General features: G+C 61.4%; 25 protein-coding genes. 9 read left to right on the forward strand and 16 right to left on the reverse strand.

Annotated features, from left to right (window positions below):
* Positions 1-26 precede the first annotated feature (26 nt).
* Positions 27-1,022, reverse strand: a complete 996-nt coding sequence (locus PH605_RS02905) for a transporter (protein WP_142843969.1) — start codon at positions 1,020-1,022, stop codon at positions 27-29.
* A 220-nt stretch (positions 1,023-1,242) separates the two neighbouring features.
* Between PH605_RS02905 and PH605_RS02910 the strand changes: the two genes are divergently transcribed.
* The 3 genes from PH605_RS02910 (at position 1,243) to PH605_RS02920 (ending at position 4,209) form a co-directional block, all read left to right on the forward strand.
* Entirely contained in the window at positions 1,243-3,027 is a 1,785-nt protein-coding gene (locus tag PH605_RS02910; RefSeq protein WP_142843968.1) for an acyl-CoA dehydrogenase, read from the forward strand.
* Positions 3,028-3,037: 10 nt separating this feature from the next.
* A complete protein-coding gene (locus PH605_RS02915; protein WP_142843967.1) occupies positions 3,038-3,796 on the forward strand; it encodes a crotonase/enoyl-CoA hydratase family protein in 759 nt (252 codons plus the stop codon).
* A gap of 89 nt (positions 3,797-3,885) precedes the next feature.
* On the forward strand, positions 3,886-4,209 hold the full coding sequence (locus PH605_RS02920) for a hypothetical protein (RefSeq protein ID WP_065654334.1): 324 nt from the start codon (positions 3,886-3,888) through the stop codon (positions 4,207-4,209).
* Here PH605_RS02920 and PH605_RS02925 read toward each other — a convergent pair whose 3' ends face one another.
* A complete protein-coding gene (locus tag PH605_RS02925; RefSeq protein ID WP_142843966.1) occupies positions 4,210-5,460 on the reverse strand; it encodes a class I SAM-dependent RNA methyltransferase in 1,251 nt (416 codons plus the stop codon). It lies immediately after the preceding gene.
* Positions 5,457-6,209, reverse strand: a complete 753-nt coding sequence (locus PH605_RS02930; protein WP_065654332.1) for a TlyA family RNA methyltransferase — start codon at positions 6,207-6,209, stop codon at positions 5,457-5,459. Before PH605_RS02930 ends, PH605_RS02925 begins: the two co-directional genes overlap by 4 nt.
* Positions 6,210-6,477: 268 nt before the next feature.
* On the opposite strand from PH605_RS02930, the gene PH605_RS02935 reads away from it, so the two are divergent.
* Positions 6,478-8,490 carry a methyl-accepting chemotaxis protein gene (locus PH605_RS02935; RefSeq protein ID WP_142843965.1) on the forward strand — a complete coding sequence of 671 codons (2,013 nt, stop codon included), beginning with the start codon at positions 6,478-6,480 and terminating at the stop codon, positions 8,488-8,490.
* Positions 8,491-8,672: 182 nt separating this feature from the next.
* Here PH605_RS02935 and PH605_RS02940 read toward each other — a convergent pair whose 3' ends face one another.
* The gene (locus tag PH605_RS02940) at positions 8,673-9,635 is read right to left on the reverse strand and encodes a nucleoside recognition domain-containing protein (RefSeq protein ID WP_142843964.1); all 963 of its coding nucleotides are present in this window, start codon (positions 9,633-9,635) and stop codon (positions 8,673-8,675) included.
* A 119-nt stretch (positions 9,636-9,754) separates the two neighbouring features.
* Here PH605_RS02940 and PH605_RS02945 point away from each other — a divergent pair, with 119 nt between their 5' ends.
* From PH605_RS02945 to PH605_RS02955, 3 genes are read left to right on the forward strand one after another with little or no spacing between them, the layout of a single operon-like run.
* A complete protein-coding gene (locus tag PH605_RS02945; protein ID WP_142844251.1) occupies positions 9,755-10,207 on the forward strand; it encodes an Lrp/AsnC family transcriptional regulator in 453 nt (150 codons plus the stop codon).
* A 39-nt stretch (positions 10,208-10,246) separates the two neighbouring features.
* Positions 10,247-10,630, forward strand: a complete 384-nt coding sequence (locus tag PH605_RS02950) for an ACT domain-containing protein (RefSeq protein WP_142843963.1) — start codon at positions 10,247-10,249, stop codon at positions 10,628-10,630.
* Between the two features lie 39 nt (positions 10,631-10,669).
* Positions 10,670-11,041 carry a nuclear transport factor 2 family protein gene (locus PH605_RS02955; protein WP_142843962.1) on the forward strand — a complete coding sequence of 124 codons (372 nt, stop codon included), beginning with the start codon at positions 10,670-10,672 and terminating at the stop codon, positions 11,039-11,041.
* Positions 11,042-11,086: 45 nt separating this feature from the next.
* Here the strand turns inward: PH605_RS02955 and PH605_RS02960 are convergent, their stop codons facing one another.
* Both PH605_RS02960 and PH605_RS02965 read right to left on the reverse strand, forming a co-directional pair.
* Positions 11,087-11,395, reverse strand: a complete 309-nt coding sequence (locus PH605_RS02960) for a putative quinol monooxygenase (protein WP_078051173.1) — start codon at positions 11,393-11,395, stop codon at positions 11,087-11,089.
* Between the two features lie 5 nt (positions 11,396-11,400).
* A complete protein-coding gene (locus tag PH605_RS02965) occupies positions 11,401-12,195 on the reverse strand; it encodes a helix-turn-helix domain-containing protein (protein WP_142843961.1) in 795 nt (264 codons plus the stop codon).
* A gap of 107 nt (positions 12,196-12,302) precedes the next feature.
* On the opposite strand from PH605_RS02965, the gene PH605_RS02970 reads away from it, so the two are divergent.
* Entirely contained in the window at positions 12,303-12,665 is a 363-nt protein-coding gene (locus PH605_RS02970; protein WP_065654324.1) for a nuclear transport factor 2 family protein, read from the forward strand.
* A 42-nt stretch (positions 12,666-12,707) separates the two neighbouring features.
* Here PH605_RS02970 and dxs read toward each other — a convergent pair whose 3' ends face one another.
* From dxs to PH605_RS03005, 7 genes are all read right to left on the reverse strand, one after another.
* Positions 12,708-14,627, reverse strand: a complete 1,920-nt coding sequence (gene dxs / locus PH605_RS02975) for a 1-deoxy-D-xylulose-5-phosphate synthase (protein WP_080856026.1) — start codon at positions 14,625-14,627, stop codon at positions 12,708-12,710.
* A gap of 99 nt (positions 14,628-14,726) precedes the next feature.
* Entirely contained in the window at positions 14,727-15,650 is a 924-nt protein-coding gene (locus tag PH605_RS02980; protein ID WP_065654322.1) for a pirin family protein, read from the reverse strand.
* 303 nt (positions 15,651-15,953) lie between these two features.
* Complete coding sequence (locus tag PH605_RS02985; protein ID WP_003503059.1) at positions 15,954-16,208, reverse strand: exodeoxyribonuclease VII small subunit; 255 nt, start codon at positions 16,206-16,208, stop codon at positions 15,954-15,956.
* Between the two features lie 2 nt (positions 16,209-16,210).
* Positions 16,211-17,146, reverse strand: a complete 936-nt coding sequence (locus tag PH605_RS02990; protein ID WP_142843960.1) for a histone deacetylase family protein — start codon at positions 17,144-17,146, stop codon at positions 16,211-16,213.
* 25 nt (positions 17,147-17,171) lie between these two features.
* Positions 17,172-17,735 (reverse strand): biotin transporter BioY, encoded by a 564-nt coding sequence (locus tag PH605_RS02995; protein ID WP_142843959.1) that lies wholly within the window; start codon positions 17,733-17,735, stop codon positions 17,172-17,174.
* Positions 17,736-17,766: 31 nt separating this feature from the next.
* Positions 17,767-18,372, reverse strand: a complete 606-nt coding sequence (locus tag PH605_RS03000) for an energy-coupling factor transporter transmembrane component T family protein (RefSeq protein WP_142843958.1) — start codon at positions 18,370-18,372, stop codon at positions 17,767-17,769.
* Positions 18,369-19,049 (reverse strand): energy-coupling factor ABC transporter ATP-binding protein, encoded by a 681-nt coding sequence (locus tag PH605_RS03005; RefSeq protein WP_078051166.1) that lies wholly within the window; start codon positions 19,047-19,049, stop codon positions 18,369-18,371. Before PH605_RS03005 ends, PH605_RS03000 begins: the two co-directional genes overlap by 4 nt.
* 113 nt (positions 19,050-19,162) lie before the next feature.
* On the opposite strand from PH605_RS03005, the gene PH605_RS03010 reads away from it, so the two are divergent.
* Positions 19,163-20,359, forward strand: coding sequence for a winged helix-turn-helix domain-containing protein (locus PH605_RS03010; protein ID WP_142844249.1), 1,197 nt, complete (start codon positions 19,163-19,165; stop codon positions 20,357-20,359).
* A 263-nt stretch (positions 20,360-20,622) separates the two neighbouring features.
* Here the strand turns inward: PH605_RS03010 and ribB are convergent, their stop codons facing one another.
* From ribB to PH605_RS03025, 3 genes are all read right to left on the reverse strand, one after another.
* The gene (gene ribB, locus PH605_RS03015) at positions 20,623-21,723 is read right to left on the reverse strand and encodes a 3,4-dihydroxy-2-butanone-4-phosphate synthase (RefSeq protein WP_003521085.1); all 1,101 of its coding nucleotides are present in this window, start codon (positions 21,721-21,723) and stop codon (positions 20,623-20,625) included.
* 12 nt (positions 21,724-21,735) lie between these two features.
* On the reverse strand, positions 21,736-22,833 hold the full coding sequence (gene aroC / locus PH605_RS03020) for a chorismate synthase (protein ID WP_080856033.1): 1,098 nt from the start codon (positions 22,831-22,833) through the stop codon (positions 21,736-21,738).
* 160 nt (positions 22,834-22,993) lie between these two features.
* Positions 22,994-23,242: a hypothetical protein gene (locus tag PH605_RS03025; protein WP_162540015.1), complete on the reverse strand. Its 249-nt coding sequence runs from the start codon at positions 23,240-23,242 to the stop codon at positions 22,994-22,996.
* Between the last annotated feature and the right edge of the window lie 20 nt (positions 23,243-23,262).

A 23,262-nucleotide genomic window follows, 5' to 3' on the forward strand; every position in this document is an offset into this window, starting at 1 on the left:
CGGTGATTGCCGGGCGGCTCTTTGCGTTACAGGATTCGCGCGCGTTTCAGCACGAACCAGGCGAGCGCAACCGAAATCACGATGAAGATGCTGGCCGACAATGTGCCGCCCGTGCCGACGGTAAACGGCAGCTCATCCGTATTCATGCCGAAGAAACCGGTGACCAGCGAGGGCGGCAGCAGGAATGCCGTCATCAGCGACAGGATATAAAGGTGCCGGTTGGTTTCGGACGAGAGTTTGGAATCAATTTCTTCATGCAGCAGCCTTGCCCGCTCCTGCAGGGCGTAGACGTCGTGGTCGACAGCCTCCAGACGAGCCATCAGGCGTGAGGCGACATCCTCGAAACCATTCGGCATCTCGTCATCATCGGCGGCCGAAGCCCGACGCATCAGGGTCAGGACGGTGCGCAGATGCCGGTGCAGGCGAACCACCGTGCGGCGCAGCGGGGCAAGACGCCGCCGTTCGTCACGGTTCTCGCTGTCATAGACCATATCCTCGATGGCGTTCAGCTCTTCCGTCGTCTCCATCACCAGATTGATGAGCGAGCGCTGGAATTCCGCCACCAGCCCCTCGAACACATGTGATGGCGTGAGGTAACGGTTGGAATTCTTGTCGACCGCCGCTTTCAGCCGGTCTACCGAATGCAGCGGCTGCAGTCGGGTGGTGATGATGAAACGGTCGCTCACCGCGAAATGCAGCCAGCCGAAATCGCGTGTCTCCTTGTCGAATTCCCGCTGGAAATCGACAAGCGTGCCGTAAAGCGATTTTTCATCGACCACGATGGACGGATGCGTCTCATGGGTCGTAAGGCTTGCCCGCGCCGCCGGATCGAGACCGTCGATGGTCTCGAGAAAACCCGCCACACGCTGATCGGCGAGGTTGAGATGCAGCCAGAAGAACCCTTCGCACTCGGCCATTTCGTGAAAGCCGGCATCGGGCGCGAGCCGCCGGCAGGGGGCTGTGCCGGGATGAAACTGATAGGCCCAGACAAGGCCGGGAATAACGGGTGTTACGAGATCCATCGTGGCAGTCCTGACCGGCTGGATGGGAGGAGGGAGGCGTCCGTCGTTCCGGTGTGGGAGCGGCGGCGGCGAGGCGCCTTTCAGCGCATGCTGAGCAAATTCATATGACAGTTTTATAACAATCCCGCCGAAATGACGGGAATTTTCAAATTGACGTTTACGTAAAAATCATTTAGCCCGAAGGCAGTAGCAAGATGCCAGAGCTTCGGGAGGAGGCAGCATGTATAGCGCGCCGGTGGACGATATCGCCTTTACACTCAAACATGTAGCGGGTCTTGAAGACGCGCTGTCTGCGGGTGCGCTGGGAGACCTTGGGGAAGATCTGGTCGATGCCATTCTGCACGAAGCCGGCCGTTTCGCCACCGCAGAGGTCGCGCCGCTCGCCGAGATCGGCGACCGCCAGGGCGCAAAGCTTGCCGACGGCAAGGTGACGACACCGGATGGCTGGGCCGATCTTTACCGCCGCTGGGCGGAAGCGGGCTGGAACAGCCTGACGGCGCCGGAAGAATTCGGCGGCCAGAACCTGCCGCATATGCTGAATGTCGCCGCACTCGAAATGTGGAATTCCGGCTCCATGGCCTTTGCGCTGGCCCCGACGCTGACCATGGGCGCGGTGGAAGCCCTTGTCGCCCACGGCAGCGATCACCTCAAGCGCACCTATCTGCCGAAACTCGTCTCCGGCGAATGGACAGGCACGATGAACCTCACCGAGCCGCATGCGGGTTCGGATCTCGGCGTCCTGAAGACCCGGGCGGAGCGCAATAGTGATGGCACCTACCGCATCTTCGGCCAGAAGATTTTCATCACCTGGGGCGAACACGATGCGGCGGACAATATCATCCACCTCGTTCTCGCCCGCCTGCCGGATGCGCCGGCCGGCACGCGCGGCATCTCGCTTTTCCTCGTGCCGAAATTCCTGCCTGATGAAAACGGTGCGCCGGGCAGCCGCAACGATCTGTTCTGCCATTCGCTCGAACACAAGCTCGGCATTCACGGCTCGCCCACCTGCACGATGATCTTCGGCGATGGCAAATTCGGCGAAGAGAAGGGCGCTCTTGGCTGGCTGGTCGGTGAAGAGAACAAGGGTCTCGCCTGCATGTTCACCATGATGAACAACGCCCGCCTTGCCGTCGGCATGCAGGGCGTGGCGATCTGCGAAGCGGCGACCCAGAAGGCCATCGAATATGCCAGGGAGCGCACGCAGGGCAAGGCGCCCGGCTGGCAGGGTTCCGGCATGAGCCCGATCATCGAACACCCGGATATCGCCAGAACGCTTCTGACCATGAAGGCGCTGACGCAAGGATCGCGAGCAATTTCCTTCAGCTGCGCGCACGCCATTGACATGGCGCATGCGAGCGAAGACGCCCCGCAGCGCGCTCACTGGCAGGAGCGCGCTGCCCTTTTGACACCCATCGCCAAATCCTTCTCCACCGATGCCGGCGTCGATGTCGCCTCCATGGGCATTCAGGTGCATGGCGGCATGGGCTTCATCGAGGAGACCGGTGCTGCGCGTTATCTGCGCGATGCCCGTATCGCGCCGATTTATGAAGGCACCAATGGCATTCAGGCCATCGATCTGGTGCTGCGCAAGCTGCCGCTCTCCGAAGGCGCGCAGGTGCGCGGTTTCATCGCCGAACTGCGCGAGATCGCCGCCCGCACAGCCGCGTCGAACCGCGACGATCTCGGCGAGACCGGCCGTTATCTCGAAGCAAGCCTTGCCGATCTGGAAACGGCGACTGACTGGCTGCTGGACCGCATCAAGGCAGGCGAAACCGAAACTGCGCTCGCCGGCGCGACGCCCTATCAGCGCCTCTTCGGCCTGGCGCTCACCGGCGCCTATCTCGCCAAGGGCGCATTGGCCGCCGTCGATGATGGCAGGAGCGGGCATCGCGCAGCCCTTTGCCGTTTCGCAGCGGAAAATCTGCTGGGGGAAACGGCAGCGCTGAAGGATCGCGTTATCGCCGGCGCGGCAAGCCTTGCCGCCGCCCGCACCGTATTGGCTTGAGGAGGCTCAGATGTCGGACGAACACATTCTCGTCGAGCGCGTCGGCCATGCGCCGGAAGTCTTGACCATCCGCTTCAACCGGCCGGACAAGAAAAACGCCATCACCGATGCCATGTATCTGCGCATGGCAGACGCCCTGCATGCCGCCAATGCGGACCCGGAAATCCGCGTCGTCGCCTTTCTCGGCACGGAAGGCTGCTTCTCCGCCGGTAACGACATGGCCGATTTTCTGGCCTTCGCCATGTCGGGCGGAAAGGGCAAGCTTGCCGCGCTCGAGCTTCTGAAAGCGCTCGTCGCTTTCGACAAGCCAATGGTATCCGGCGTCGACGGGCTCGCCATCGGCATCGGCACGACGCTGAACCTGCATTGCGACCTGACGGTCGCCTCCAGCCGCAGCCTGTTCAAGACCCCATTCGTGGATCTCGCTCTGGTGCCGGAAGCCGCCTCCAGCCTGCTCGTGCCGAAGCTCATGGGACACCAGCGCGCCTTTGCGCTGCTTGCCATGGGCGAAGGTTTTACTGCTGAACAGGCGTTGCAGGCCGGGATGATCTGGAAAGTCGTCGCCCCTGAACATGTGGAGAGCGAAACGCTGGCGCTTGCCACCCGGCTCGCGGCCAAACCGCAGCAGGCGCTGAAGATCGCCCGCGATCTGGTTCGCGGCAACCCGGACGATCTTCTCGCCCGCATCGAAGAGGAAGGCCGTCATTTCATCGCGCAGCTGCAAAGCGCCGAAGCGCGCGCCGCCTTCGAGGCATTCATGCGCCGTTAAGCGTTCCGGCAGGAATTCCTTGCGGTTAAGCAACCGGGCAATATGGGTTGGGTTAAATAATGCAACGTCATCGCCCGAAAGCCACCCGCATGCGTCACGTCGTGTTCGCCCTGTCCGTCTTCCTCTGCGCCGCCACTGTCACCGAAGCGGCGGCGATAACGCGCCCTCCGGCGGCTTCCGCCGGCAATATCATTCTGGCGCAATCCGTCATTACCGAAGATGATGGCTCGGATTATTATTCCGGCCGCAATCGCGACCGCCAGCGCCGCGCCCGTTTCGTCTGCGTCATCACCCCGCCGGAGAGCGCCAATCGCCGCCGGCCCTATGTCTGCCCCATCGAGCGGGGCCGCGTGGGCGGCGCCTGCCGCTGCTCGGGCGTGGTCGGTAACGGCACGGTCGATACGGCCTGGTGATTATTTCTCCAGCGTCGCCACCGCTTCCACATGCGGCGACCACAGGAACTGGTCGACCGGCGTGACGCGGGTGATGCGATAGCCGCCTTCCATAAGGATGGTGAGATCGCGCGCAAGCGTCAGCGGATTGCAGCTCACCGCAACGATCTTCTTCACCGTGCTGCGGGCCATTTCCTTGCACTGGAATTCCGCACCGGCGCGCGGCGGATCGAACACGACTGCATCGTAATTCTTCAGTTCGCTTGTCATCAGCGGTCGGCGGAAGAGATCGCGTTTCTCGACGCTCACCGGTTTGAGGCCCTGCGTGTTGCGGGCGGCAAAATCCAGCGCCTTCAGCGGCTTGTCTTCTGCTTCCACCGCATGCACCTTGCCGATGCGTGCGAGCCTCAGCGCGAAGGTGCCGGAACCGCAGAAGAGATCGGCAATGCGCTTCGATTTGCCGATATGGGCAAGCACCAGCTCGGCCATGGCGTCTTCCGCCTGCTTCGTCGCCTGCGTGAAACTGCCGGCCGGGGGTGAAACCGCAACGCCGCCGAATTCGATGATCGGCTTTTGCGGTTCGATCAGGATTTCACCTGAGAGCGAAACACGGGCAATGCCGCGCATGGCGAGCACCGTTTCCGTGAGGGTGCGCCGCTGCTTGTCGCTGACCGACTTGATGCCTTCGACCGAAATATCGAGACCCGAGAGCGTTTCGAGAACGGTCATGCGGAATGGTTCGGCATTCGCCACCATGGAAAGCCCGATGGCGCGAATGGCATCCAGCCGCGAGACGATGCCGGGCGAGGTGACGGGACATTCCTCGATAGCGACGATGTGATGGCTGTTCGCCTGGCTGAAACCGAGCAGCAGACCCTTTTCCGTCTTGCGGGCGGCAAACACCGCGCGGCGGCGCTCGCCGGGGCGACAGATGACGAGATCGTCCACCGGCGGCGTCAGGCCCTTTGATTTCAGTGCCGAAACCACCAGCTCCCGCTTGTAGGCATGGTAAGGTTGATCGGAAAGATGCTGCAGCGAACAGCCGCCGCAGATGCCGTTCTTGCCATCGGGGCCGAAATGGCGGCAGGCCGGTTCACGGCGCTCCGCCGAGGCTTCCGTTATCGACATGACGGTGCCGTGATCTTTCACCTTCGCAATCGCGACCGTTTCGCCGGGCAGCGCGAAGGGCACATAGACCGGGCCGTCGGGACAGTGCGCGATGCCGTCGCCCTGCGCGCCGAGGCTCTTGATGGTGACGGTCTGTGTGCTCATGGCTTTTCGCCTCCGAGAAGAAATTCGATGTTGCCGTCGCCGCCGGAAATCGGCGAGGGAATGAGGCCGAGGCTTTTCCAGCCCATGTCCTCGGTCAGCCAGCGTTCCAGTTCGGCGGCCACGGCAGGCGCCGTTTCCGGTTCTTTCAACAGTCCGGCCTTGCTGATGGCGTCACGCCCCGCCTCGAATTGCGGCTTCACCAGCAGAACCGCGAGAGCGCCGGTTTCCGCAAGCTCGAGTGCCGGCGCAAGCGCAAGCTTCAGCGAAATAAAGGACACGTCGGAGACGATGAAGCCGATGGGCCGGTCATCGATATCTTCCGCCGTCAGGAAGCGCGCATTCAGCCCTTCCAGATTGGTCACGCGCGGATCGTTCTCGATTCTGGCATGCATCTGCCCGTGGCCGACATCGATGGCGGTGACGTGTTTGGCGCCGCGCTCCAGCAACACCTCGGTGAAACCGCCGGTCGAAGCGCCGACATCGAGACAGTCATGGCCCTTCGGATCGAGCCGGAAATGATCGAGCGCGGCTACGAGCTTCAGCGCTGCGCGCGAAACATAGGCCTGCGCCGGATCGCTGATGGCGATTTCGGCATCGCCAGCGACGGTCTGGCTCGGTTTGGTGACGATTTTGCCGTTGACGCTCACGGTGCCGCGCGCAACCGCGTCGCGCGCACGCGAGCGGCTGGCAAAGTGGCCGAGCGACACGAGAAGCTGGTCAAGCCGTTCATTTTCAGATGTTTTGGACATGGTCCCGTGTCAATGACCGCCAAACCCCGCCGATGCAAGCGATTTATCGCTGAAAGAGGCCGGCGATGCCCGCTGTCGCCCATTGATGTTGCACCGCAAAGTCAGAATGTTCGATTAATCCAATATAAAGGCTTGTATTGCACTTTGTGCACAAGGCCCGTGCGGCCACCGGAACCTGCCATGACGGCATCTCCTCCCATTCACAAAATTGCGGCCGTTGCAGCGCAGACGCTTGCTTCGAGGCATCGGGTCGCCGAGAGAGTTTGCGATGTCGCTTAAAAACCTCCCCATCAATCTGAAGCTCATAGCCACCTTCTGTGCCTTGATGAGTGTGTGCCTGCTCGCGTCCGCGGTCGTATTCTGGCAGACGCTGGGGAGCGAGCGTGTCACCATCGAAAACAACCGCACGAAGGATATCATCCAGGCCGTGGATGGCGCGACGGCCGCCATGCTGGAGCAGGCCGTCAATCAGCGCGGCTTCCTGCTGTTTCGCAGCGACAGCACCTATAACGATGTATTCGCCCAGCGCGATCTGATGCTGAAGAAGCTGGACGAAGCCCGCGCGCTGGCTGTCGGCCGGCCGGACATCCTGACATCCATCGACGACATGCAGAAATCCGCCACCGTGTTCTTCAAGGAACTGGCGGAACCGCAGATCGCCGCACGCAAGACGACCGAAGCGCCGATTTCCGAAATTATCGAGATCGGCCGCAATCAGGCCAAGGGCCAGCTCGATGGCTTCCGCGCCTCCGCCGCCAAGATCAAGGAACAGTTGAACGGCCTGTCCACCGCTTACGCGGCAGAACAGCAGGCCGCCGCAATGAACCTGAAATATGCGCTTCTGGGTGGCGGTGCCGTTGCCGGTCTTCTGGCCGTTGCCCTCATCTGGGCGCTGTCGCGCTCCATCGTCACGCCCATCGTTGGCATGACGGCGGCGATGAGCAGGCTTGCCGATGGTGATCTGACGACGGAAGTTCCGGCCACGGATCGTGGCGACGAAGTCGGCAAGATGGCGAAGGCCGTTCTGGTCTTCAAGGAAGCAGGGCTGGAAAAATCCCGCCTTGCCGGCGAGACCGATCGCATGCGCTCCGCAACGGAGGCTGAACGCCGCCGCAACGAGGAAGAAAAGGCCAAGGACGAGGCCGCCAGCGCTTTTGCCAGCGCCGAGCTTGGCAAGGGCCTTGCCGCTCTCGCGGATGGCGATCTTTCCTATCGCATCGAGACGCCTTTTGCGCCTGCCATCGATCCGGTTCGCGTGAATTTCAACAGCGCCGTCGAAAAACTCCAGCAGGCGCTGCGCACCGTCGGTGAGAACGCAGCCGCGATCAATGCCGGTGCTTCGGAAATGCTCTCCGCCGCCGACGACCTGTCGCGCCGCACCGAACAGCAGGCGGCCTCCATCGAGGAAACCGCCGCAGCGCTGGAAGAAGTCACCACCACGGTGCGCGATAGCGCCCGCGGCGCGGAAGATGCCGGCAATCTGGTCCAGCGCGCTCGCGCCGGTGCGGAAAAGTCCGGCGTCGTGGTCCGCAAGGCTGTTGCCGCCATGCGTGAAATCGAGAAGTCTTCGGGCGAAATCGGCAACATCATCGGTGTCATCGACGATATTGCCTTCCAGACCAACCTGCTGGCCTTGAACGCTGGCGTCGAAGCCGCCCGCGCCGGTGATGCAGGCAAGGGCTTTGCGGTGGTTGCGCAGGAAGTCCGCGAACTCGCCCAGCGTTCCGCCAATGCCGCCAAGGAAATCAAGACGCTGATCGGCGCTTCCAGCCAGCAGGTGGAAAACGGCGTCAATCTGGTCGACGAGACCGGCAAGGCTCTGGAACTCATCGTGGCGGAAGTCGAAGAGATCAATGCCCATGTCAGCGCCATCGTTGTCGCTGCCCGCGAACAGGCGACCGGCCTGCAGGAGATCAATACAGCCGTAAACACCATGGATCAGGGCACGCAGCAGAATGCCGCCATGGTGGAGCAGCAGACCGCCGCCAGCCATTCGCTGGCCCGCGAAGCGGAAGCGCTGAACAGCCTGCTCGGCCAGTTCAGAATGGATGGCGCACGCGCTGCCGTTGCCAGTGCCGGCGGCTATTCCGCGCCGCGCCAGTCTTCCGCCAGGCCCGCCTTCCAGCCCGCACCGGCCCGCAAGGCGCCGGTAAAATCCGCCTCCGCAACCGCAAGGCCTGTCGCCTCGCCGGCCCGTGCCCTTGGCCAGAGCCTCGCCCGCGCCTTCGGCGGTGCTGCCGAAGCGCCGGCTGCCAAGGATCAGGACTGGACGGAGTTCTGAGCGGGCTTTCAGATTGAACCTATGGATTGGGGGCCGAAAGGCCCCCTTTTTGCATCGGTCATTTCAAACGGGAAACGCCGCTTGGAGTTTTTTCGCTTTTCTTCGAATCGCAAAAACACTCTAACTCTTTGTTTTGGCACATTTCCGGACGGAAAGCCGGGGTCCACTTTTCCTGAAATGCTCTATGTGCCCTGTAGCCGGAACATCCGCGCAAAGAACAGCTCGTCCGACAGGCGGTGAAGCAGGGCGGCAATACCGGCGGTCGCGGCAATGGCGAAAACAAGCCGCCCGGCCAGGACGCCATAGACATCCGCGCCAAGCGACATCACCACGAGCGTGTCCTCGATCACGCTATGGGCAAAACCCATGAACACGCAGGACAGAAACACCTGACGCGGCGAGATCGTCCCCGATTGCGCCTCGCGGATCAGGAAGCCGGCGCCGTAGGAAATGCCGAGAAACAAGCCGATGGCGGTGAGATGCTCAGCCTCGCCGCGAATGCCCGCAAGACGCAGCAGGGGCGAGAGCGCTTTCATCATCAGCGCCAGAAGGCCGGTCAGCCTTAGGATTTCAAGGCAAAGGGAAAGTGCAAGCAGGATGACGAGCATCCAGACCATGGTTTCCCCGAGGCCGAGGAAATAGGCGGTCCATTCAGGCGTGGCGCTCATCGCAATCCAGGCGGGGTTTACCGGGCCCGACAGCCATCCCATCGCCTCCAGAACGTGATGCAGCATGAAGGCATAGAGCAATCCGCCGCCGACGCGCAGCGCCGTGGTGACGATCATGCCCGGTCCCGCCTTTTCAATGATCTTCTGTTCGATGGGCAGGCCATGGGCGAACAGGATGAGTGCCGAAAAAACGGTGATATCCGCAACGGTGAGCGACGATGCGGGCACAAGCGTGAAGATGAGCGGCACCGCACCCCATATGCCGACCAGCATTGCTGTCAGCCAGGCAAGACCAAGCTCCGGCGGCAGCCCGATGAGGTTCATGACCGGCGTAAAGGCAGGCGCCACCGCCTCGATTGCGCCCATCCTCGACAACAGCTCGGTCAGAATGGCGATGGGAACCGTGATCCGCACAAGCACCCAGTAGATTGCAAGCGTTTCCCGCGTTTTTTGCCAGACGGGCAGGAAAAGTGACATGTGAGGCTCCCTGAAGGTTGTTCCCATTCACTAATCCCGGCGCGTTCGCATTTGCGGTCAAAGATTGCAGTTTCATGCAATTTTATTGCAAATCGAGTGGCGAGCGATATGCTGCCGGCATGGATCGGATCGACCGGAAACTTCTGAACCTTTTGCAGAAGGATGCGTCGCGCACCAATGTGGATATGGCCGATGAAGTCGGGCTGTCTCCATCCAGTTGCCTGCGCCGCCTGCAGCGGCTGCGCAAGTCTGGCGTGATCGACCGCATCGTGGCGATCCTCAACCCCGCAAAGGCGGGACGGGTGATCAAGGCTCTGGTGACGGTGGAGCTGAAATTGCACGGCGAGCAGCATATGCGCCGCTTTCTGGATATTGTGAGCGCCGAAGAGGCCGTGTCGCAGGCCTATGCCGTCACCGGCGCAACCGATGTCGTGCTGATGCTGCGCCTGCGGGATATGGAAGAATTCGACGCCCTGTGCGACCGGCTCTTCCGCGACCAGCACAATGTTGCGCGCTTTGTCACCATGGTCGTCATCAAGACGGCGAAAGAGGAAACGGCCATAAGGCTTTAACCGGAGCCCTTCGCGGTTTTCCAGAAAGGTAATTTCCAGATGGCGCCTCGCGTTAAGCTACACATTCTGGACGGTTCATATGGGATAGCCCGGCTTCAAGCGTCCGATGCCATTCCGGCATGGGCCGATGGCGGTGGATTTGTCAGTATCACCCGGACCGATGACGAGCTTTCCATCGTCTGCCGGGCAGAGCGCATACCGCATGATGTGCGGGTCGATGCGGGTTGGTCGTGTTTCAAGTTTCAAGGCCCGTTTGCCTTTGATGAGACCGGTATCGTTTTGTCGGTCATCGCGCCGTTGTCCACCAATGGGATAGGAATATTCGTGGTTTCGACTTTCGATGGCGACCACCTGCTGGTGAAGTCGAACGATCTGGAGAAAGCGCTCGACCTGCTGGCAAATGCAGGACATTCCCTCGTCTAGGAATCCATTTCGCTACGACGTTTTTGAAGAGGTGCGTTTTTGAATAGTGAAATCGAACTGCCGGTGCAAAAGCAGCTTGAGGCCTACAATGACCGTGACATCGATGCCTTCATGCTCTGGTGGACGGATGATTGTCAGTATTACGCTTTCCCGGCGACGCTTCTGGCGGGAAGCGCGGCAGAGATTCGGGAACGTCACATCGAGCGCTTCAAGGAACCGGATCTCTATGGGAAACTGCTGACGCGTATTGTCGTTGACAATGTCGTCATCGACCACGAAACGGTTACCCGCAACTTTCCGGAAGGAAAGGGAGAGGTCGACGTTGCCTGTATCTATGAAGTTGAGAACGGCAGGATCGCCAAGGCCTGGTTCAAAATCGGCGAACCGCGGATATTGTCGCGAAAATCCTAGCGCGCGCAAAGGGTGCGCGCGTGGGATTTCTTATGATCCATGCCGCTATGCGGCGTAATCCGCCCGCATGGGGTGCCAGACGGAAATATCGCGCGGGGCGTCCAGAAGCTCGGGCAGGGCGTCATGCCATGCCTGCCGATAGGGCCGGTGAATCTGAACGTCGATGACGTCCTGATGGTCGCTCCAGGTCTCATGCAGCAGGAAGCGGTTCACGTTTTCACCGTCCCGGTGCAGAGTTGCGTTCACGAAGGTCTTTTCGTGCCGCATGGCGTCGAGCAGTGCATTCAGCAATTCGAGAAAGCGCTCGCGCTGGCCGGGGCGGACCTGAAAGCCGATGAGATAGGTGGTGTGCACGGGTCTTACTCCTTTGTGCCTTGCATCAGTGCTTCGCGGGTTGCCGCGTCGGCGGGATAAAAGCACTCCAGCACCAGTTCGGACAGCGTGACGTCTGTGGCCGTGCCGAAAACCGTGGTGGTTGAAATGAAGCTCAATATGCCGCCCGAAGACGGATCGCGAAGCTGGAGCGGTATGGCCAGGGGGTCGGTCCCGGCTGCATGCGGCGAGACCTTTGGTGCGGGATAGGCCGCAAGCTCCGCATGCAGCTGGGAAAGCACCTCGTCTCCCGTCTCTTCGACCTGACGGCGCAGGCGTTCCAGCAGGTGATGACGCCATTCGGCAAGATTGACGATGCGCGAACTCAGGCCCTGCGGATGCAGGCTCAGCCTCAAGGCGTTGAGCGGCGGGAGAAGCAGCTCTTCTGAAACGCCGGCCAGAAGCGACGTGATCGCGCCATTGGCGAGAACGACGTTCCAGTGCCGGTCAACGGCAAGGGCGGGGAAGGGCATATGCCCGTGCACCACAGTTTCGACCGCCTGCCGGGCCGCCGCCATGTCGGGCGCGTCCATCGGCCGTTCGGAATGAACAGGCGCATAACCCGCCGCCAGCATCAGCCGGTTGGCGGCGCGGGCGGGCATGGAAAGCTGCTCCGCCAGTTTCGCGAGCATCTCGCGGCTGGGGGATGATCGCCCGCTTTCCACGAAACTCAGATGGCGCGCGGATATGTCCGCCTCCATCGCCAGATCGAGCTGGCTCAACCTGCGGCGCGCACGCCATTCCTTCAGCACCTGGCCGACATGTTCTCGATGATGTGTCATGCCCCGCAGCCTAACAGAAGAGAGCGGCAATGCGATTACCTCTGAGGTAATTGTTCCGCTTCCCGACCCCCGGCATGTTTGGGCCGCCAACCAGAAGGAGCGCAATCATGACGCAGCATCTCGCAATCGCCGAAACCTATCTCGCAGCATGGAACGAGGAGGACAATGAACGCCGCAGGCATCTCGTCGGTCAGGCATGGGCAGAAAATACGCGCTATGTCGATCCGCTGATGCAGGGCGAGGGACAGCAGGGGATCGCCGCGATGATCGAGGCGGCGCGGCAGAAATTTCCGGGATATCGTTTCGTTCTTGCCGGCACCCCGGATGGTCACGGCAACTTCACCCGTTTCTCATGGCGTCTCATTTCGCCTGATGGGGATGATGTTGCGGGTGGTACCGATGTCGTCAGCCTGAATGGCGAGGGGCGGATCGAAAATGTTGTCGGTTTTCTCGACGGCGCTACATCCTGAGGCAGAGGCGGGATCGTCCCGCCTCCTGTCCCGGCAATCGTGTCAGCCCGCAAACCCCACACCGGCCTGACGCTGGCCGAGCGCATTGAACACCGTGGAAACGATGCCGGCCCGATCGAGCCCGGCATTGGCATACATGGTTTCGGGTTTGGCCTGCTCCACCCACTGGTCGGGCAGGGTCAGCGTCCGGACCTTCGGGCCATGGTCGAGCAGGCCGGCGCTCGCCATGAAATGCAGCACATGCGCGCCGAAACCGCCAACGGAGCCTTCCTCGATGGTCACCAGCACTTCGTGATGGGCCACAAGCTGGCGGATGAGATCGAGATCGAGCGGCTTGGCGAAGCGCGCATCGGCAACCGTGGTGGAAAGGCCGGCCGCATCGAGATCTTCGGCAGCCGCAAGGCATTCCGCCAGCCGCGTGCCGAAGGAGAGCAGCGCAACCTTGGTGCCCTCCTTGATGATGCGGCCCTTGCCGATCTGCAAAATCTCACCGCGCGCGGGCATCTCGACGCCCACACCTTCGCCGCGCGGGTAACGGAAGGAAATCGGGCCTTCATCGTAAGCCGCTGCCGTGCGGACCATATGTTTCAGCTCGGCCTCGTCGGCCGCCGCCATCACCACCATGCCGGGCAGGGTGGCGAGGAAAGTCGTGTCGAACGAACCGGCATGGGTCGGCCCGTCAGCACCGACAAAACCGGCGCGGTCGATGGGGAAACGCACGGGCAGGCTCTGGATGGCCACATCATGCACCAGCTGGTCGTAACCGCGTTGCAGGAAGGTGGAATAAAGCGCACAGAAAGGCTTGTAACCGTCCGCCGCAAGCCCCGCCGCAAAGGTGACGGCGTGCTGTTCGGCAATGCCGACATCGAAGGTGCGGGCCGGGAAAAGCTCGGCCATCTTGTCGAGGCCGGTGCCGTTCGGCATGGCGGCGGTGACGCCGATGATCTTGTCGTCGAGGGTGGCTTCCTGGATCAGGGCTTCGGCGAAGACGCTGGTATAGCTCGGCGCATTCGGCTTGGCTTTCGCCTGCGCGCCGGTGATGACATCGAACTTGTTGACACCGTGATACTTATCGGCTGCGGCTTCCGCCGGCGCGTAACCCTTGCCCTTCTGCGTCACCACATGGATGAGAACAGGACCTTTCTGGTTGTCGCGCACATTGCGCAGCACCGGCAGCAGATGATCGAAGGAATGACCGTCGATCGGGCCGATGTGATAGAAGCCAAGCTCCTCGAACAGCGTGCCGCCGGTCACATAACCGCGCGCATGGGTCACGGCGCGGGTGATGGCGCGGTCGATGGTCTTGCCGAGATAGGCGGTGAGTTTCTTGCCGAAATCGCGGAAGCCCATATAGGTGCGGCCGGAGGCGAGGCGCGCCAGATAGGCGCTCATCGCGCCCGTCGGCGGTGCAATCGACATGTCGTTATCGTTGAGGATGACGATCAGCCGCGCATCGAGCGCGCCGGCATTGTTCAGCGCTTCGAACGCCATGCCCGCCGACATCGAGCCGTCACCGATGACGGCGATCACCTTACGGTCGCTCTGATCCAGCCCCGCCGCCACCGCCATGCCGAGACCGGCGGAAATGGAGGTGGAGGAGTGGCCGGCGCCGAAATCGTCATAGTCGCTTTCGGCCCGCCGGGTGAAGCCGGAAAGCCCGCCTTCCTGTCGCAGCGTGCGAATGCGGTCGCGACGGCCGGTGAGGATCTTGTGCGGATAACATTGGTGGCCGACATCGAAGATCAGCCGGTCTTCGGGCGTGTTGAAGACCTTGTGAATGGCAATCGTCAATTCCACCACGCCAAGCCCGGCTCCCAGATGGCCACCGGTCTTCGACACCGCGTCAATCATCTCGTCGCGCAGTTCCCGTGCCAGTTCCGGCAGGTCGCGATCGTCGATCTCCTTGAGATCGGAGGGAAAATTCACCCGGTCGAGCAGTGGGGTCTGGGGCATTCCGGTCAATCGTTCGGCCTTTTCTCGTGGTCAGCAGGGGGCACCGGAGCGTCTTTCATGGTGAAAGCCGACGGTCCATTCCTGCATGTCGTACACTTCTATAGAATTTCAACCTTCCGGCAAAGGGACAAACTCTTCTTCGTCGCCGGGAACGATATCGAAGCGTCCGGTTCTCCACTCCTGTTTGGCCTGCTCTATGCGTTCTTTTGATGACGAAACGAAGTTCCACCAGATGTAGCGGCGCTGATTGAGCGCCGCCCCGCCGAAGATCATGATGTGACAGCCATTGCTGCCGGCCTGAAGCGTGATGTCGTCACCCGGCCGGAAGACGAGGAGCTGATCGGCGGCGAAGATATCGCCCGCCACATCGAGAGAACCGGACAGAATATAGATCGCCCGCTCCTCATGATCGGCTGAGAAGGGAAATTTCACACCCGGCTCCAGCGTCAGGTCGACATAAAGCGTATCGGTAAAGGCCGAAACCGGGGAGGTGAGGCCTTCGAATTCGCCGATCACCACGCGGCCGGTAGCGCCCTTGATATCGATCAGCGGCATGTCTTCCCTGGCCGTATGGGCAAAGGCGGGGTCGATTTCTTCCATGTGGTCTGGCAGGGCAAGCCATGTCTGCAGTCCGGACATGGAAAGCGGATGGCCGCGCAGGTTTTCCGGCGTGCGTTCCGAATGCACGATGCCGCGCCCGGCCGTCATCAGGTTGATGTCGCCGGGGCGGATGACGAGTTCGGTGCCGAGACTGTCGCGATGCTTGATTTCGCCGTCGAACAGATAGGTGACGGTGGAAAGCCCGATATGCGGATGCGGTTTGACGTCGAGTGCCTCTCCGGCCTTCAGGATCGCCGGGCCCATGCGATCGAAAAAGATGAAGGGGCCGACGAGACGCCGCTGCCGGGTCGGCAGCGCACGACGCACGGCAAAGCCCCCAATGTCGCTGGTGCGCGGAATGATGAGGTTTTCGATGGCGTCGCAGGCAAAGGCATCACCCGCGACGGGATCGTTACCGGGAAAGAAGGACATATTTTGCTCCTCGTATCTTCGAACGGGAGTTTATCACAACTGATGGTGCGGGGGAGCATCGGGATATCGAACGCTGTGTTTGTGCGTCGTTAGCAGATGGGGGGAGCGAATTTAACTCTGCTTAACCTACAAACTCCCTCATTCCTGTGCTTGTCACAGGAATCCAGCCAGCCCAAGTCCTTGGGCTGAAAAGACTTTCCCCGCCGCGCAGACGCGCGTCGACTGGATTCCTGTGACAAGCACAGGAATGAGGGAGGGTGGGGTCGTTTGTCGAAGCAACGAAACGTTCCGCCTGCCGGACAATCACTCCCCGTCCAGCGGCTCCACACCCTGCGGCTTGCCGGCCCGGTCGAGGCGAATCTTCTCGATTCGCTTTTCGGCAGCGTTCAACAGTGTTTCGCAATGCTTCTTCAGGGCTTCGCCGCGCTCATAGATGGCGATGGATTCGTCCAGCGCCACGTCTCCGCGTTCCAGACGTGCGACAATGCTTTCCAGCTCGGCGACGGCTTTTTCAAAGGAATAACCGCTGACATCGGCTGTGTTGGCATTTTCCGTCATGTTCAACCCTTCATCATTCTCAAAATATGCATGGCTGCCGATTCCGCCAGCCCTTCCAGATCATAACCGCCTTCCAGCAGGCTGACGACCCGGTTCGATGTGTATTTATCGGCCATTTCCAGAAGCCGGCCCGTTGCCCAGTCGAAATCCTCGCCCACCAGGTTGATCTGCGCCAGCGGATCGCGGTGATGCGCGTCGAAACCGGCGGAGATGAGGATGAGATCGGGCGAAAAATCGGCAATCGCCGGCAATACGCGGGATTTGAAGGCCTCGCGGAAATATTCGCTGCCGGTGTTGGGCGAAAGCGGCGCGTTGACGATGTTGTTCTTCACGCCGGTTTCGTTTTTGTCGCCGCTCCACGGGTAAAGCGGCATCTGGTGGGTGGAACAGAACAGCACGGAGGTGTCGTTCCAGAAGATATCCTGCGTGCCGTTGCCGTGATGCACGTCCCAGTCGATGATGGCGACGCGCTCCGCGCCGTGCGCATTCTGCGCATGGCGGGCGGCAATCGCCACATTGTTGAAAAGACAGAAGCCCATGGCCTTTGCGGTTTCCGCATGGTGGCCGGGCGGGCGGGCCGCGACGAAGACATTGTCGGCAGCGCCGGTAAACACGTCATCCACTGCCGCCATGGCCGCACCGATGCCGGTCAGCGCCGCCTGCAGACTTTTGTGCGAGACGTAGGTGTCGGCCTCGACGCGGTTGATCTCGCCATCCTCTTCGGGAATCTGCCGCATAATGGCAAGCAGATGCTCCTCCGGATGCGCCAGCAGCACCGCATCCTCATTCGCCTGCGGCGCTTCTTTGCGTTCCAGCCGCTCGAAATTCGGGTGTTCGAGTGCGATGTTCAGCGACCGCAGGCGGTCCGGCCGCTCGGGGTGGCCGGGAGGCGTGATATGCTCCAGGAAGATCGGATGTTCGTATAAACGCGTCGCCATTCTTTTCCTCCCGAAGAAAGTCCGTTCAGGCGCGCTGCGGCAGAAGCGGATAACCGACCATCACGGCGCGGCCGGCAAGTGCGGCAAGCACGGCCTTCAGCGCATCGCCCGGGATAAAGGCGAGCGAACCCATGAAGGCCTTTTCGAAACCAAGCCCGACGACCAGCGCCAGATAGGTGATGCCGAAAGCATAAAGCACGACCACGCCGCCAATCAGGCTGGCGACGAAAAAGCCGATGCCCTGTGTGAGAGCGGACTGGCCGCGATTGACGAGTTTTTCCGAGAGCGTGCCGGTGACGAAAACCGCCGCGATCCAGCCGATCAGGAAGCCCGTGGTCGGCGTCGTGAAGATGGAAAGGCCGCCGCGTCCGCCCGAAAGCACCGGCAGGCCGATGGCGGCAATCAGGATCGTCAGGAGAACAGCCAGCGTACCGCGCTTCGCGCCCAGCACAACACCGGCCAGCATGACGCCGAGCGACTGCGCGGTGATCGGCACGGGAATGAAACCGAGCGTGATCGGCGGCAGAAGCCCGAGTGCGATGATGATGGCGGAAAACAGCGAAATCAGCACAAGGTCGCGGGTCGTCATGGCTCGGAAACTCCGGATGGTTATCTGGCCGTCAGCTTTGGCCTCTGAAACCGCGCGCGTCAATGGCGTCGGCAATGGCATCGGCATCCTTCAACGTCATAATGACGAGCGGCACGATGATGGTGGCCATCCGCACGGGCACGCCGCGCGCCCGGTGCGCATCGCGCACCGCATGGTAACGGTTGACGATTTCAGGCACGAAGCGCACGACGAGCCCGACAGAGAGCCCGATATCGGCGGCCTTCACCAGCCCCAACTTCTCGAGAGGGGCGGCGGCAAGCGCGATCTCGTCCATGAATTGCGAGATGCTGACAGTGATGGTGACGGCGGTGGCAAGCAGCGCCAGCGCCGTCAGCCGCAAAAGATTGACACTGGCATCATGGGCCGGAAGCAGGAGGTAGCTGAAGGCGGCGACGAGGAAGATGGTCAGCATCACCGGCCGCAGCCGCAGGCCGATATCGTTGAAAGGCAGCCGCGTAGCGCCCAGAATAAGGGCGGCCAGAACCGTCGCGCCTGCGAGAACCAGCAGATCGCGGGTGAGGAACAATGCGATGCTGAAACCCATGAGCGTCAGCAGTTTGAGGCGCGGCGAGACGCGGTAGAGCCAGCCGGTGCCTTCCACATGCAGCGATTTCATCGCGATGCCACCTCCAGATAGCGCGCCACCGCTTCCTCGGGTGCGGCGTCGGCGACCAGCGCGCCTTCATGGAAAACCAGCACCCGGTCGAAACCCGCAACCAGCGGCAGATCGTGGGTGATGACGATCAGCGCCTGCGACAGCGCCGCCATGGTCTTTTCCACGGTGGCTCGGTTTTTGAGATCGAGCTGGTTTGTCGGCTCATCGAGAATGAGGAGCTGCGGTTCGGTGACCAGAAGCGCCGCCAGCGCTGCAAGCTGCAATTCGCCGCCGGAAAGCTCATGCGCGCGCCGTTCTTCGAGGTGAGGTATGTCGAGCCGGGCGAGAACGGCTTTCACCCGGGCTTCGGTTTCGGCCTTGCCGAGGCCGAGCCGCTTCAGCCCGAAGGCGACATCGTCACGCACGATTGGCAGGATGATCTGGTTCTGCGGATTCTGGAAGATGAAGCCGACCGCCTGCAAGACCGCCTTGGCGTCGCTCACGGTGTCGAGGCCGTTCACCGAAACCTTGCCCTCGCTCGGTTTGTTCAGCCCGTTGATCAGCCGCGCAAAGGTGGTCTTGCCGGAACCATTGAGGCCGATCACGCCGATGCGCCGTTCCGTCAATGTCACAGACAGCGGCTGCAGGGCCTGCCGGCCCTCGAAAGCGACGCCGGCGGCGGTAAAACGGATTTCCAAGCTTACATCCTCGCGTACTTTTTCCGGTTCTATACCCCGTCATCAACAGAAGTGAAACAAGGAACAAAAAAAGAACATTGCAATCGCGAAAAAGCCGTCATACCTTCTCCTCCATGGTGATCAAGGTTTCAAACGAAGCGGCAAGGCGGATTTTTCTGGCGCGGCAGGGGCTTTCCTCTCCGCCCGGCAAGGCGCTTTCCAAGGATGGCCTGCTGCAGCTCATCACCGATATCGGTTTTGTGCAGGTGGACAGCATCGGCACGGTGGAGCGCGCCCACCACCAGATTATTTTCTCCCGCAACCAGACCTACAGGCGCGGCCATCTGACCACGCTTTTGGAAAAGGACCGGGCGCTTTTCGAGCACTGGACGCATGACGCCTCCATCCTGCCGACGGAATTTTATCCCTATTGGAAACACCGTTTCCGTCGCCGCGAGCCGATCATTCAGGAGCGCTGGCGCAAATGGCACGGCGAGGGTTTCGATGCGGCTTTCGGCGAAACGCTGGAGCGCATCGCCGCCACCGGCCCGGTTCTGGCACGGGAGCTGAAGGAGGAGGGGCACCAGTCCGGCGGCTGGTGGAACTGGCATCCTTCCAAGACCGCACTTGAATATCTCTGGCACACCGGCAAGCTCGCGATTGCCGGCCGCGTCAATTTCCAGAAGGTCTATGATCTCGCCGAACGGGTCATTCCCGGCGAGCATCACGAAACCGAAGTAGAACACGCCGAATTCGTTGACTGGGCCTGCCGTCAGGCGCTGAAGCGGCTGGGTTTCGCCACCCATGGCGAAATCGCCGCCTTTTTCGATCTCGTCACCCCGCAGGAGGCGAGGGACTGGGTCAAGAACCATCGCGATGAACTCTGCGAGGTCTCGCTTCTTTCCAGCGATGGAGACAATGCCCGCCCGTCTTTTGCCTTTGCCGATTTCACCGCCGACCTGACCGACGTGCCGGAACCTTCCGCCCGCGTCCGTGTTCTCAGCCCCTTCGACCCGCTGCTGCGCGACCGAAACCGCACGGAGCGGCTGTTCGGCTTCTATTACCGCATCGAGGTCTTCGTGCCCGAGTCGAAACGGCAATATGGCTATTATGTCTTCCCGCTTCTGGAGGGTGACCGGCTGATCGGCCGCATCGATATGAAGGCGGATCGCAAGCGCGGCACGCTGGATGTGCGCCGCCTGTGGCTGGAGCCCGGTGTGCGTGCTTCGGCCGGTCGGCTGGAGAAGCTCGACGCGGAACTGGTGAGGCTGGCGAAGTTTACCGGGGTGGAGAGCGTGAATTATCTGGAGGGCTGGCGGGAGGAAAAATGAGGTCCGTGGCTCTGGGTGTCATGAGAAAGGCGCATCCCACACCCCGTTGTTATCGTCCTTGAGGAAGCACGGCATTGCCGCTTGTTTCTTCTCCCCGCCGGGGAGAAGGTGGCCCGAAGGGTCGGATGAGGGGGCAACGGCAGAGATATGCGGAGAGCTTGCCCCCTCATCCCGCTGCCGCGGACTTCTCCCCGTCGGGGAGAAGAAACGAGCGGAACCCGCTCGCCTCACAATTGCGCGGTAAAGCTAGACAGCGCTCAAAATCACCCGATATCCGTCGCCGAAATCTTGATGCCGAAGCCTTCCAGGCCAACATAATGTCGCTCCCGCGTGGTCATCAGCTTGATGGAGCTGATGCCGAGGTCTTTCAGGATTTGCGCGCCGAGGCCGATTTCCAGCCATTCGTTTTCGCGCGAACGGGCCTGCGCATGCGCCTCATCCGGATCACGGGCCTTGCGACGTCCAGCCACCTGGCCGACGCCGACGGAGCCTTCGCGCAGATAGACGATGACGCCGCGGCCTTCTTCGGCGATCTTCTGCATATAATGCCGCACCGGCTGGCGGTCGCCGAACACATCGTCGGCCACGTTTTCGGGGTGCAGGCGCACGGGAATGTCGATGCCGTCGCGGATATCGCCGAAAATCACCGCCATATGCTGCATCGGGTCCCAGGGCAGGGAATAGGTCTGCGCCTTGGCTGGTCCGAAGGGCGTCTCGATGGTGAAGGAGGACTCCATCTCCACCAGCGTTTCCTTGCGCTGGCGATAGGCGATGAGATCGGCGACCGAAACGTGCTTCATGCCGTGTTTTTCGGCGAAATCCAGCACCTGCGGGCCGCGCATCACCGTGCCGTCGTCATTCACCAGCTCGCTGATGACACCGATGGGCGGCAGGCCGGCGAGCCGGCAGAGATCGACCGCCGCTTCGGTATGGCCGGAGCGCATCAAGACGCCGCCCTCGCGGGAAATCAGCGGGAAGATGTGGCCCGGCCGGGTGAAATCGGAGGCACCAACATTGGGATTGGCAAGGTTGCGCACCGTGAGCGTGCGGTCATCGGCGGAAATGCCTGTCGTGGTGCCGTGCTTGAAATCGACGCTGACGGTGAAGGCCGTGGTATGCGCGCTGTCATTTTCCGCCACCATGGCGTTGAGGTTCAGCCGCTTGGCTTCCTCGCGCGGCATGGGCGCACAGACGATACCGGAGGTGTGGCGCACGATCAGCGCCATCTTCTCCGGCGTGCAGTGAACCGCCGAAATGATCAGATCGCCTTCGTTCTCACGGTCGTCATCATCGGTCACGACAACGATTTCGCCGGCTTCGAAAGCGCGGATGGCGTCCACGACGCGTTTCTGGTCATAGGCCATGGCGATATCCCCTCACTTCAAACGGCCGGTCTGGCCGCGATCCCTCAGATAATGGTCGGCAACGGTGCAGGCGATCATCGCTTCGCCGATAGGCACGGCGCGGATGCCGACGCAGGGGTCGTGGCGGCCCTTGGTGCGCACATCCACATTGTTGCCGTCGGTATCGATGGAAAGACGCTCCGTCAGAATGGAGGAGGTGGGCTTGATGGCGAAGCGGGCGATGACAGGCTCGCCGGTCGCAATGCCGCCCAGAATGCCGCCGGCATGGTTGGAGAGGAAGATCGGCTTGCCGTCATTGCCCATGCGCATCTCATCGGCATTTTCCTCGCCGGAAAGCTCGGCCGAGGCGAAACCTTCGCCGATCTCCACGCCCTTGACGGCGTTGATCGACATCAGGCTGGAGGCGATATCCTGATCGAGCTTGGCATAGATCGGCGCGCCGATGCCGGCCGGAACCCCTTCCGCCACCACTTCGACGACGGCCCCGATGGAGGAGCCGGCCTTGCGGATGCCGTCGAGATACTCTTCCCACACTGGCACCATGGCGGCATCCGGGCAGAAGAACGGGTTCTGGTCGACCTGAGCCCAATCCCAGTTGTCGCGGTTGATTTTGTGCTTGCCGATCTGCACCAGCGCGCCGCGCACATTGAGGCTCGGCACCACCTTGCGGGCAATCGCACCGGCCGCGACACGCGCCGCCGTCTCGCGCGCGGAAGAACGTCCGCCGCCGCGATAGTCGCGAATGCCGTATTTCAGGTCATAGGTGAAATCCGCATGGCCGGGGCGGAAGCGCTTGGCGATCTCGCCGTAATCCTTGGAGCGCTGGTCGGTATTTTCGATCAGCATGGAAATCGGCGTGCCGGTGGTTATCATCGTCTCGCCGTCCTCATCCAGCATCACGCCGGAGAGAACCTTGACGATGTCATCCTCGCGGCGCTGCGTCACGAAACGGCTTTGGCCCGGTTTGCGTTTGTCCATCCAGTGCTGCACCTCGGCAAGGGTGAAGCGAATGCCGGGCGGGCAGCCATCCACCACGCAGCCGAGTGCAGGCCCGTGGCTTTCTCCCCAGGTGGTAACGCGGAAAAGATGACCGAAACTGTTATGCGACATATTTTCAAAACCGGAAAACAGGGCGCCTGCGGGGAGCGCCGTTTAAAACAAGCGGATTTGTCTTAGTGGAAAATCCGGGCAAGGCAAAAGCCTTTCTTTCGCTGCGGCGGGATAAGTGCAGGGCACGGCGCCCTGACTGGAGACCCGCATGTCCGCGCCCTCATTTCTGGCGTGGCACGGGGAAGAGGGCAACGGGGCGATTCGCGCCGGCCGAAGACGTTTTTCGAAATGACGAAAATGTAAAAGCGCCGTCGTTTTCCACGTTAATCCGGAGTTTTCCAATATTGCCGGGAAATGCGGTGTAAAAATCACTAACGGCTTGAACACGATCCCAAATCCGTTCATCAATTGGGCCGAAAATGTCATGGTTGCGGGCAATTTCCGCCACATTCGAAAGGCAATTCTTCATGCATGTAAGGTTTTCACGCA

The organism is Agrobacterium sp. CFBP 3001 (assembly GCF_027871605.1).
Classification (GTDB): Bacteria; Pseudomonadota; Alphaproteobacteria; order Rhizobiales; family Rhizobiaceae; genus Agrobacterium; species Agrobacterium leguminum.